The following is a 12,812-nucleotide window of genomic DNA, read 5'->3' on the forward strand; positions in this document are numbered from 1 at the left end:
TGAAAGGATTTTTTAGATGAATAAGAAAAGAACTTTTATCGAAAATTTATGACAAAAAAACCTTTGCACAATTTCCATATTCCGGTAATGGGACTGGCTTACACTATAGACAGCCCAATCCGTGTTGCACAATATGGAATTTCTTCTGTGATCTCTATCATTGATGATGAAATCCTTGAAAAGATGAAAAACTTTTATAACAAAAAGTTTAATCTTGACTACTTTGGAATCTCAACAAAAACAGATGATTACAGGGCAAGAAGAGTTACTGCCTATCTGGATATGGTGGATGATATTGTGAATGAAAAATTTGAATCTTTCAAACAGGAAATCAGCAAAAACAAAGAGGCTTTAAAGGACTTCATGGCCATACTTCCGAATACTTCGGATCTTAAAGAAAGTCTTCAGAATCTTATTAATCAAAAAGATAACTGGAGTTCCAATATTAAAAACTTCATAGAATCCAACCTAAAACCCGGAAGTATTGATGTCAATATCATGACGAAAGTAGATAAAGACAATTATCAGAACAACGAACAGCTTCCGGTAATGTACAATGATGCCCATGCTTCACTGCGTGGATTTGCCAAAAGTAAACTGTCATCATCAATGGTTCTTTCTGCAGGAATGAATCCTCGTCTGTACAGCTATATGGAAGAGTTTGAAGACTTTTTCCCGGATGAAAACGGAAAGATCAAAAAGAAGATCATTCTTAAAGTAAGCGACTTCCGTTCTGCAATGATCCAGGGAAATTTTCTGGCTAAAAAAGGATTGTGGGTTTCAGAATACCGAATAGAATCCGGACTGAACTGCGGAGGCCATGCCTTTGCAACCGAAGGACTGCTTCTTGGGCCTATCATGGAAGAATTTAAGCAGAAAAAAAATGAGCTGATACAGTCGGCACATACTTTAATGACAGCTGCTTTGGAACAAAAAGGGAAACCTGTAGTTTCAGAACCTTTAGAAATGAAAATTACCGTTCAGGGGGGAGTGGGAACTTCTGAAGAACATGAGTTTCTGCTGGCTCATTACAATGTAGACAGTGTAGGATGGGGGTCTCCGTTTTTACTGGTACCTGAAGCCACTTCTGTAGATAGAGAAACCAGGAATCTGCTTGTAAAATCAAAAGAACAGGATTTGTATCTGAGCCATATTTCGCCTTTGGGAGTACCTTTCAATACGGTAAAAGGAACTTCTAATGAACTATTGAAGTATGAGAAAGAAGCTAAAGGCAAATATGGAAGTTCTTGTCCCAAAAAGCTTCTGGCATTAAGCAAAGAATTCTCACCGGAAGGAACCTGCACCGCTTCTAAAAAGTATCAGGATATCAAACTGAAAGAGCTGTATGCTGATCAGGAAACCTTAACAGAAAAAGAGTTTGATACAAGAAAATCCCAAATTACCGATAAAGCCTGTCTGTGTGTAGGACTTGTGAATGCGGCATATATGGAACAGAATCTTGAAATCAAAGGAGAAAAGCAAGGTGTTGTCATATGTCCCGGACCCAATATTGCTTTTTTTGATAAAGAAGTTTCACTTTCTGAAATGGTAAAACATATTTATGGAAACACCAATATTCTTTCTCATACCCAACGCCCGAATATGTTTATCAACGAACTGAAAATGTATGTTGACTACCTGAGAAAGGAAATTACAGAATCATCAGTACAGATTACCCATTCCCAAACAAAAAAATGGAATGCTTTCAAGAAAAATATACTTGAAGGAATAGAATATTATCATGATCTTTTTAAAGGATCATCATTCTTCAGCAACGGATTATCAACCATCAACCTACAATTACAGGAATATAAACTTCAGCTTACTGCTATTGAAGTTCCGCAGGTTGAAAAATAACCGTATTTTTTAATTGATAGATAATAAAAACAGCTTTCAACGCGGAGGCTGTTTTTGTTTTTTTGAGCAATTCTGTTGGAAAAACGCTAAGGCGCTAAGATTTATAATATTACTATATAATTTAAGGCGCTAGAACATTTCGACTTCGCTCAATATTAGATTTTCAGCAAACGTATGTCTAATTTTTGCAGTACACAATTTTATCGGAGATAAAATCCTTGCGCCTTAGCGTTTTCCCAAAAAAAAATATTAGTCAAAAAAACTGTGTAAACATCAGCATTTCCATTTATAATAACTATAACGGGAATGGCTATTTTGAATATTCATCAGGTTTAATATTCCTTACCTTAGAGGTCACTTAGTAAAATTATTTTTATGGAAAAAAGAAAGATTAAAAACACCGATTTAACGATTGCGCCAATCAATTTCGGAGGTAATGTTTTTGGATGGACGCTGGATGAAAAACAGTCTTTTGATATATTGGACCGCTTTACAGAAGCAGGATTCAATTTTGTAGATACTGCGGATACCTATTCATGGTGGGTAAACGGGAAAGGCGGACAGTCTGAAGAGATTATTGGAAAGTGGATGAAAAGCCGTGCTAACCGTAATGATATCGTTTTGGCAACCAAAGTAGGTTCAGAAACGAAAGAACACGGCTATGATATCAGCAAAAAGCATATTTTACAATCAGTAGATGAATCTTTGAAGAGGCTTCAGACGGATCATATTGATTTATATTATACTCATTTTGATGATAATATCACTCCGGTAGAAGAAACGCTTTCGGCTTATGATGAGATCATTAAATCTGGAAAAGTTCGTTATATTGCGGCCTCCAATTTATCACCGGAACGTTTGAAAGCATCTTTTGAAGCTGCTGAAAAGAATAATCTTCCTAAATACGTTGCTTTACAGCCTCACTATAACCTGATGGAAAGGGAGGGTTTTGAAACAAATTATGCTCCTTTGGCAGAGCAGTTTGATTTAAGTGTATTCCCGTATTGGTCTCTGGCAGCTGGTTTCTTAACAGGTAAATACCGTGATGAAGCAGATCTTGCAAAAAGTGCGAGAGGTGAGGGCGTAAGAAAGTATTTAAATCCTAAAGGTCTTGAAGTGTTAAAAGCACTGGATCAGGTAAGTGCAAAACATAATACCACCCAGGGAACGGTTTCTCTGGCATGGCTGTTATCTAATCCTCTGATCACAGCACCTATTGTAAGTGCTACGAGTGCCTCACAGCTTGAAACGGTATTCAATGCACCAAAACTTATTCTGGATCAGGAAGATATTGATCTGCTGAATAACGCAAGCAACTAATTTTTGAACTTTCATTATAGACTAAAATTTAATCCGTTCATTGCTGAACGGATTTTTTTATTTTGACAATGTAAACCACCCCGTCAAAAATTCTTTGAATTTTAGTTTTTCGATTGTGATTATTCAGCTACTAATTAATCAGAATATTCCTTCAAAAGCTGTCTGTAACTCATCAGGATCGAGGATTTTGAAATAAAGCCTATAAAATCATTATTCTCACTCACTACCGGAAGATTCCATACCCCTGTATCATCAAAAGTCTGAAGAATATCCAGAGGTTTATTGTCACGGTGAAGTATCGCTGGTGGAGTTTTCATAATCTGAATAACAAGCTGGGAAGCATCCATTTCTTTGTTAAAAAGATAAGGTCTTATATCATCCAGAGTAAGGATTCCTTTTAGCTTTCTGTTTTCATCTACAACCGCAAAAATATTCTTGTCTCCATTCTTTACCATTTCAAACAGCTCAGTAACAGAAGCATTTTCATTAATAGTCTGAGAATACTGATCAATAAAATCTTCCGTTCTCAAAGCAAAAAGAAGGTTTTTATCATGCTTATTCGTCAATATTTTTCCTTCATCTGCCAAAGATTTCAGTTCCGGAGAAATAGGAGAGAACCATTTGGCAATAAGGTAAGACATTACAGATACAATCATAAGAGGGATAAACAGATCATATCCGAAACTGGATTCAGCAATCAGAAATATTGCAGTAAGCGGAGCATAGAGTACGCCGCTCATTGCTCCGGCCATTCCTACCAGAACAAGGTTGGTTACCGGAACATCTGTAAAACCTATATGCTGACAAACCAAAGCAAATAAGTACCCTAACGTTCCTCCTGCAAAAAGGGACGGAGCAAAATTACCTCCGTTTCCACCGCTGAATATGGTAAAAGAAGTGGCAAATGCCTTTAAAAGCAATACCAGAATTAAAAATACAATAATCGTCCAGTCTCCGATCTCAAAATATCTGAAAAAGCTGTTTTCAATAATAGAATGGGTATTCCCGTTGGTAAATGCTTTCACGGTTTCATATCCTTCTCCGAATAAAGGAGGAAAAAGAACACACAATAATGACAATACAGCGCCACCAAACATTGCTTTACGCATTCTGGAAAGCTGAAGCCCCTTTATAAAATGTTCTACTTTTTGAGAAATAATCACAAAATAACGGGCGTACAAGCCTGTTACAAGCCCTAAAATAAGGTAATAAGGAACATTTTTATAATTAAATGCCTCTCTTGTATAAAACCTAAAAAGAACATCTTCCTGAAGCAAAATCCTCGACAAAAGGCTTCCACAAACCGCCGCCACAACCAGTGGAATAAAGTCTGTAAAAACCACTCCCGTCAGGAGAATTTCAAAGGCAAACATAATCCCGGCAATAGGTGCATTGAATGCAGATGCAATACCAGCCGTAGCACCCGCAGCAAGTAATAATGTACGCTCTTTGTAACTTAATCTGTAAGTCTGCGCATAGTTTGAACCAATAGCAGCTCCGGTAACTGCGATAGGACTTTCCAGTCCGGCTGAACCTCCCAATCCTACAGTAACAGCACTTTGTATCACCTGGGAATACATTTTAACGGAAGCCACGATACTGGAATTCTGTGCAATTTCATAAAGAATAGCCCCGATACCTTTACGGTCCTGTCCTTTGAACAACGTCAGAACGATCATTGTAGTCAAAACAATTCCTAAAAAGGGAAAAACAATATAGAATAGGATCTGATATTCAAAGTGAACTTTAGTGGTAATGAAATTGTGGATATTGTGTACCAGCGTTTTCAGAATAACTCCTGCAAGACCCGCCGTACAGCCTACCAGAATTCCGGAAAGAACCAGAAACTGGTTTCGGCTCAGTCTGTTGTTCAGCCAATGCAGAATAAGTTCATAACTGCGTGCTTTTTCTAATCCGTATTTTTGGAAATCTCTTTTAAATTTAAGGAAGCTCAGGTACTTTTTTTTGTTGTGAATTTTCACCTTAGAAACATTTTATGCTGTCATCAGATTGATACAGCTCCGTAAATTTATGAAATATATCACAAAAAACATCCTTTTGAAGATTTACTCTTGTTCTGTGATTTCAATTTTTGTAATTTATATTCCAATTTAAAATTCAAAATTTCTTCAAAATTTAATAATAGCTTTATGGCATGAAAATCCTAATTGTTGAAGATGAAACAGCTCTTACTCAAAGTATTTCCGAATATCTGTCCGGAGAGAATTATCTCTGTGAAGCGGCAAGTACATTCAGTGAGGCTATGAGCAAAATAGAAACATTTGATTATGACTGCATTTTACTGGACATTATGCTTCCGGACGGAAACGGTCTGAAAATACTTGAAGAATTAAAAAAACAGCAGAAACAGGATGGAGTTATTATTATCTCTGCCAAAAATGCTCTGGATGATAAAATTGAAGGTCTGAAATTGGGTGCAGATGATTATCTCACCAAACCATTTCATCTCTCTGAGCTTATGGCAAGGGTATATTCTATTATCAGGAGAAAGCAGTTCAGCAGTTCCAATGTGGTAAAACAAAATGAATTACAGATTGATTTGCTGGCTAAAACAGTTGCCGTAAACAATGAAGCGATTTCATTAACCAAAAAAGAATTTGACCTCTTAATTTATTTTATCGGTAACAAAAATAAAGTCATCTCCAAAAGTACACTGGCAGAACATCTTTCCGGAGACCTCGCAGATATGCTTGATAATCATGATTTTGTATACGCTCACGTAAAAAACCTTAAGAAAAAACTGTATGACGCCGGATGTGAACATTATCTGAAAACGGTATATGGAACGGGGTATAAGTGGGAAAGCTAGAATAATTATGAATGATGAATTATGAGTGAAAAGAAAAATGTGTTGAAAGATAAAAGTTTTAGTTTTGCAATAAGGATTATTAATCTTTATAAATATCTCTCAGGCAGCAGGAATGAATATGTTCTGAGTAAACACTTATTAAGAAGCGGAACAGCAGTAGGAGCTTTAATAAGAGAATCACAGAATGCAGAAAGTAAAGCAGATTTTATTCATAAACTCGCTATTGCTCAAAAAGAATGTGATGAATCTATTTATTGGATTGAACTTTTATATCATACAGAGTATTTATCATCCAATGAATATGAAAGTATTCACAATGAATCTATTGAAATATTAAAGATAATCCGAAGCATCATCATTACATCAAAAAATAATTCATAACTCATAATTTATAATTCATAATTCATAATTATCTTGAAACCTCTACTAACCAAAACCACCAAACCCTTTCTTATCTATGTACTTATTGTACTGATGATAAGTATTCCTGTGTATTATTTTGTGGTAGACACAATCTGGAAAAGTGAACTGGATGAGCACAATCAGATTATCGTAGAGAAGACAGCTTATGAGTTCAACCAGTTAAAGTTGTCCGAAGAGGAATTAGACAAAAGCCTTTCGTTATGGAATCACATCCAGCCTGAAACGAATATTGAGAAAATTTCAACTCAACAAATAAAACGGGATACAGTTTATACTTATGAAAAACATTTACCCTTTATTTCGGAACAAAAAAAGGAACGGTACAGATGTCTGAAAAAGGTTGTTTATCTGCAAAACAAACCCTATCTTTTTACCATACAGACTAATATTGAAGAATCACATGAAACAATAGCTATAATTGCAATGATTACCATATTTTTCTTTGTAATTATTGTTTTAGGGCTTTTATATCTCAACAGAAAGCTTTCTTCATCTGTCTGGAAACCGTTCAGAGATACATTGGATCAACTGAAAAATTTTAATCTCAACAGTCAGAATACCATACAATTTCCGGCTTCTGATACCACAGAATTTGAAGAACTTAATCAGTCTCTTTATAAACTGATGGAGCGTAATATTTCTACTTATAAAACCCAGAAAGAATTTACAGAAAATGCTTCCCATGAGCTGCAGACTCCGTTGGCCATCATTAAAAATAAACTTGATCTTTTACTTCAGGATCAGAATCTTACTGAAAAGCAGTACAGCATTGCTGAAGATATGAACAAGGCTCTTACAAGAAGCTCACGCATCAATAAAAACCTCTTGCTGCTTGCTAAAATTGATAATAACCAGTTTGAAAGTTCAGAGATTGTTTTGTTTGACCATTTGCTTCAACAAAGTATTGATACCCTAGGAGAACATTTTGAACAAAAAAATATTTCTGTTCAGGAGGAGATCTCAGGCAATGTACAAGTGAGTGGAAACAGTATTCTGACGGAAATACTGATCAACAATCTCATCATCAATGCAATCCGTCATACAGCTCCCGGAGGTTCTATTTCTATACAATTGACAGATTCTTTTTTTGAAGTTTCCAACTCGGGAACTGAAAAGCTGAATACGGATTTCTTGTTCAAAAGATTTTCAAAACTTTCAACAGATAACAGCGGAAGCGGGCTGGGACTTTCTATCATCCAGGAAATCTGCAGGTTTCATCATTGGACGATCAGCTATCGGTTTGAAAACAATCACCACATTTTCACTGTTAAATTATAGTTAAAAAAAATCACGGCTCCGGCAATTCAAAATTTCTTCTAAATCGGTTTGCACCTTTGTATTGAAAACATACTGAGGCAGATATTTTATTTGTAAATGACTGAGAAAACAAGTTGTCATTCACAGCAACTATCTGGTTTTCTAAATCAATGCCATTTGTGGCATCTAAAACAAAGCAAAATGAGAGCAGCAAACAAAGTAGCAGCCGTTACACTTCTTTTCTGGCTTATGAAAATTGTAGCCACTACATTGGGGGAAACCTTGGGAGATTTTATTTCTATGACCCTTAATCTGGGATATGTTGTGGGAATTTTGGTTACTCTGGTGTTTTTCATCCTCATATTATCAGTACAGCTTCGTGTAAAAAAATATATTCCGGCAGTCTACTGGATCGTGATTATCGGAACAACAACTTTAGGAACGGAAATCTCGGATTTCATCGACCGTACTTTAAAAGCAGGATATCTGGCAGGAAGTATGATATTGCTTTTAGGCCTTTTAACTTCTCTGTTTTTTTGGTACAGAAAATATGGAAACCTCGAAGTTTATCCGATTTTTGAAAGAAATAAAGAATTCTATTACTGGACGGCCATCTTATTTTCTAATAGTTTGGGAACTGCTTTTGGGGATTTTCTGAGTGATAATCTAGGACTCGGATATATGACCGGAGCTTTGATTACAGGGCTGATCATATTAGTAGTAGTGGCACTTCATTATTTTACGAAAATCAATCATGTTGCTCTTTTCTGGATTGCTTTTGTATTTACCAGACCGTTTGGTGCTACCTTCGGAGATCTTTTGACAAAGCCTTTAGCTAAAGGAGGCCTGGATCTTGGAACTCTCAATGCTTCCCTGATATCTCTTTCACTGATGGTTTTGATGATCATTATTTCACAAAGAAAACACAGGAGGGAATTACCCTTTCAAAACGAATAATTACTATTTCTCCTTATAACAAACTTTTTAAAGAAAATAAAGACTAGCAGAATGAATAAAACAGCCTTGTTATTTTTCCCAGCATGTATGGTACTCTCTTCTCTTGTTTCGGCGCAGACAGCTTCTGTGACGGCTTCAGGAAGAATCATCAACAAAGATAAAACAGCAATACCTTACGCCCATATTATTTTAAAAAAGGAAAAAGACAGCACTTTTACAGCCGGAACTATTACCAACGAGGAAGGACGATTTTCTATTACAGGTATAAAACCCGATCACTATCTTCTGGAAACCTTCATCACCGGTTACGATACGTACACACAGCCAGTTTTCATAGGAAGTCTCTCAGAGTTTCTGGAAATCCCCGCTATTGAACTTACTCAGAAACAGGAAAATGAAACTAAAATAGAAGCCATCACTATTACAGCATCTAAAAAGAATGAGATTGACAGTCGACTTGATAAAAAAACATATTCCGTAGCAGACAATATCAGCCAAAGTGGCGGATCAGTATTACAAAGCATGCAGAACCTTCCCGGAATTACTGTACAGGATGGTAAAGTGCAGCTAAGAGGGAATGATAAAGTAACGGTGCTTATTGACGGTAAACAGACTGCTCTCACAGGGTTTGGAAGCCAGACAGGACTGGATAATATTCCGGCTTCTGCTATTGATAAAATTGAAATCATCAACAATCCTTCATCAAAATATGATGCTAACGGAAATGCGGGAATCATCAATATTATCATGAAAAAAAACAAACAGAACGGATGGAACGGAAAAGCAGGTTTTACAACGGGATTAGGTTCACTTTGGGTAAGAAAAGAAAATCTTCCCACAATAAGACCGCAGTATACATTAACGCCTAAAATAAACCCCTCACTGTCTCTCAATTACAGAAAAAATAAGGTAAATATATTTTTGCAGGCCGATAATTTATATACTGAAACACTTAATAAAAATGAATTTGTAACCCGTACTTATGATAATGGAACCGTTATTAATTCTCAGCTGAAAAGAAACAGAAATACAAATTTCTTTACTACTAAAGCAGGAATAGACTGGAATATTGATCCGCAAAATACAGTAACCATTTCAGGGATGTATGGAAGCGAAAAAATTATCGACAGAGGAGACCAGCCGTTTTTCAATGGTGATATGTCCCAGCGTCTTCGTCTGTGGCAGTTTTTGGAAGATGAACTGAAAACAACTGTGATGGGTACCGCTTCATATCAGCATAAATTCAAAGATGCCGGACATGTGTTGAATGTAGGGTTCAATTATACTTTCCACAGGGAGGATGAAAAATATTTCTATGATAATACGCTTCCTTCTTCCACAGGAACTGATGCTTTCAAATTATTATCTGATGAACAGGTGTATGATTTCAACGTAGATTATGTAAAGCCTTTAAAATACGGACGAATAGAAACCGGAATTAAATTGAGAAACAGAAGTATTCCTACCAATATGAATTTTATTCCCGGTGTCAACTCTGTGCTGGATGCTTCTGCTGGAGGAAAAGCCGATTATAAAGAATTTATTCCTGCGGTGTACGGAAATTACGTTTTTGAAAATGAAAAATGGGAAGCAGAATTGGGTCTCAGACTGGAATATGTAAAAATTCAATATGATGTAAATCCTAACCATCCAACATATAAAAGTGATGGATACAATTATACACAGCCATTCCCAAATTTCAGACTTGCTTATAAACTTGATGACCGTAATAAGCTCTCCGTATTTTATAACAGAAGGGTAGACCGTCCTAATGAGGTTGATATCCGGATTTTTCCAAAATATGATGATGCAGAGATCATTAAGGTAGGAAATCCGGCACTGAGGCCACAGTTTACAAATTCTATTGAATTGGGATATAAACACAATTGGGGTAACGGATACCTATATTCTGCATTATACCATCGTTTCGCTGCCGGAACTATCACAAGAATTTCAAGTATTGTCCCGAACAGCACTCTTATTTATGCCATATTCCAGAATGCCGGAAAAAGCTATAATACAGGTTTGGAAACAATATGGAATCAAAAGATATCGGATGTATATTCATTTAATGTTAACGGAAATCTGTACCGTAATCAGATCAATGCATTTACCGTACAAAATCTGTATCCGGAACCCAATACTTTCTCGGCAGACCAGCAGACTGCCATTTCAGGGAATGTCAAGATGAATAACGTTTTTCATTTTTCAAAGGGATTGGATATGCAGTTTACACTGGTTTATCTGGCGCCGGATATTATTCCGCAGGGAAGAATAAAATCAAGGTTCTCAATGGATGCAGGAGTGAAAAAAGCCATTCAGAAAGGGAAGGGGGAATTGTTTTTAAATGCCTCAGATTTACTCAATACAATGGTAATCAGAAAATCAGTTCAAGGCAGCGGATTCGCTTATACCAGCAATGATTATTATGAGACCCAGGTGATCCGACTAGGGTACAGCTATAAATTTTAATACAGAATTGAATAATTATAAATGTGATTTAGGATGAAAAAACATGTTCAAAAAACACTGATGTATATCTTGATTTTGAGTTCAGCTTTGAACAGAGTCAATGCTCAGAATACGAATGACACCATTGAAGTTCAGAAACCTGTACAAGATAGTAGTATCACTCAGGAAATTCAAAAAAACAAACTGAATTATAAAAGCCTGATTATTCCTACAGCATTCATTGCCTATGGAGTAGCAGGTTTGACAATGAATAATCTTAAGCAGCTTAATATCTCCACAAAAGTTGAAATCAACGAACACCAGCCTACGCAAATAAAACTGGATAATTATACCCAATATGCCCCGGCAGTTATAGTATATGGGCTGAATGCAGCAGGAATAAAAGGGAAACATAATCTGAGAGACCGTACTATCATTTATGCATCTTCACAATTGATTGCGGCAGCCTTTACAATGCCTTTAAAGTATCTTGTAAAAGAAGAAAGACCAGACAGATCCAATACTTTGTCTTTTCCTTCAGGGCATGCTGCAACAGCTTTTTCTTCAGCACAGTTTATGTTCAGGGAATACAAAGACAGCAATTTCTGGCTCAGTATTTCTGGATATCCGTTCGCTATTTTCACTGGAGTATATAGAATGCTGAATGATAAGCACTGGCTGGGTGACGTTGTGGCAGGAGCCGGTTTTGGAATTCTTTCTACAGAATTAGCTTACTGGCTTTTTCCAAAAATTGATAATTTATTACGCGGAAAAAATAAAGTTAAAAATTCGCTGTCATCTACTATGGTGATGCCTTTTTATCAGAATAAAATTGTAGGAATAGGGTTGGTAAAAACTTTTTAGTGTAAAAGCACGATTCACTATTGAATGGTGCTTTTATTTATACCACTTTCGCTTTACGGACTATTTTTGCCAATAGATTGGGAAAGAATCTCTTCAGGTAAACTGCCATTACTTCTTTACCGCCTATGGCTTTTTGTTTTTTCTGTTTTTCAATGGCATAGAGCATTTTTTCCGCAAAAACAGCTGCAGGCATTCCGTTTTTCGTGGCATCGTCCATTGTCCCTTGTGACGATCCGTCTCCGGTGACCGCATTAATAGAAATATCGGTCTGTATAAAACCCGGACAAATGATCGTAATCCTGATATTATGGCTGAATAATTCTGCCCGCAAAGCATCGAAAAAACCATGTAAAGCATGTTTTGCTCCGGCATATCCACTTCGCATAGGCGCACCGAATATTCCCATAAGGCTCGATACAACAGCAATCTGTCCTCCTTTATTTCTGATCATATAAGGCACCGTTGCTTTAGTAAGGGCCACCGTTCCGATATAATCAATATCTATAAGTTGCTTATCCACTTCAATATCTGTGTCCATTGCTAAAGAACGTTGAGACAGTCCGGCATTGTTGATCAGAATATCAATCTTCCCAAACTGTTCTGCTGCTTTCTCTGCAATGGCAGGCATTTCTTTATAATTTTTCAGGTCTAAAGGAATCACCGCATACCGATCTGTACTCAAGCCGGCTTTTTCAGCCACTAAATGCAGTTGCTCTTCATTTCTGGATGAAAGGATGATTTTAGCATTGCTGTTCTTTGCCAGATTTTTTACCAAAGCTTCCCCAATACCTGATGATGCTCCGGTAACCCAAATTACCTTATGATCAAAATAACTGCTCATACTTGTACTATT

Annotated in this window: 10 protein-coding genes; 8 read left to right on the forward strand and 2 right to left on the reverse strand. The window is 36.5% G+C overall.

Annotated features, from left to right (window positions below):
* Positions 1–48: 48 nt before the first annotated feature.
* Complete coding sequence (locus FW780_RS03540) at positions 49–1,857, forward strand: hypothetical protein (RefSeq protein ID WP_149832230.1); 1,809 nt, start codon at positions 49–51, stop codon at positions 1,855–1,857.
* A gap of 375 nt (positions 1,858–2,232) precedes the next feature.
* The gene (locus FW780_RS03545) at positions 2,233–3,177 is read left to right on the forward strand and encodes an aldo/keto reductase (RefSeq protein ID WP_149832231.1); all 945 of its coding nucleotides are present in this window, start codon (positions 2,233–2,235) and stop codon (positions 3,175–3,177) included.
* 134 nt (positions 3,178–3,311) lie between these two features.
* Here FW780_RS03545 and FW780_RS03550 read toward each other — a convergent pair whose 3' ends face one another.
* A complete protein-coding gene (locus FW780_RS03550; protein WP_149832232.1) occupies positions 3,312–5,159 on the reverse strand; it encodes a chloride channel protein in 1,848 nt (615 codons plus the stop codon).
* 173 nt (positions 5,160–5,332) lie between these two features.
* Between FW780_RS03550 and FW780_RS03555 the strand changes: the two genes are divergently transcribed.
* From FW780_RS03555 to FW780_RS03580, 6 genes are all read left to right on the forward strand, one after another.
* Positions 5,333–6,007, forward strand: coding sequence for a response regulator transcription factor (locus tag FW780_RS03555; RefSeq protein ID WP_149832233.1), 675 nt, complete (start codon positions 5,333–5,335; stop codon positions 6,005–6,007).
* A 21-nt stretch (positions 6,008–6,028) separates the two neighbouring features.
* Entirely contained in the window at positions 6,029–6,388 is a 360-nt protein-coding gene (locus tag FW780_RS03560) for a four helix bundle protein (protein ID WP_149832234.1), read from the forward strand.
* Between the two features lie 33 nt (positions 6,389–6,421).
* The gene (locus tag FW780_RS03565) at positions 6,422–7,708 is read left to right on the forward strand and encodes a sensor histidine kinase (protein WP_149832235.1); all 1,287 of its coding nucleotides are present in this window, start codon (positions 6,422–6,424) and stop codon (positions 7,706–7,708) included.
* Positions 7,709–7,888: 180 nt separating this feature from the next.
* On the forward strand, positions 7,889–8,644 hold the full coding sequence (locus FW780_RS03570; RefSeq protein ID WP_149832236.1) for a COG4705 family protein: 756 nt from the start codon (positions 7,889–7,891) through the stop codon (positions 8,642–8,644).
* A 51-nt stretch (positions 8,645–8,695) separates the two neighbouring features.
* Positions 8,696–11,116 carry a TonB-dependent receptor domain-containing protein gene (locus FW780_RS03575; protein ID WP_149832237.1) on the forward strand — a complete coding sequence of 807 codons (2,421 nt, stop codon included), beginning with the start codon at positions 8,696–8,698 and terminating at the stop codon, positions 11,114–11,116.
* A 33-nt stretch (positions 11,117–11,149) separates the two neighbouring features.
* Positions 11,150–11,959, forward strand: a complete 810-nt coding sequence (locus FW780_RS03580; RefSeq protein WP_149832238.1) for a phosphatase PAP2 family protein — start codon at positions 11,150–11,152, stop codon at positions 11,957–11,959.
* Between the two features lie 37 nt (positions 11,960–11,996).
* Here the strand turns inward: FW780_RS03580 and FW780_RS03585 are convergent, their stop codons facing one another.
* Complete coding sequence (locus FW780_RS03585) at positions 11,997–12,800, reverse strand: SDR family oxidoreductase (protein WP_149832239.1); 804 nt, start codon at positions 12,798–12,800, stop codon at positions 11,997–11,999.
* Positions 12,801–12,812 lie beyond the last annotated feature (12 nt).

Source organism: Chryseobacterium sediminis, assembly GCF_008386505.1.
GTDB lineage: Bacteria > Bacteroidota > Bacteroidia > Flavobacteriales > Weeksellaceae > Chryseobacterium > Chryseobacterium sediminis.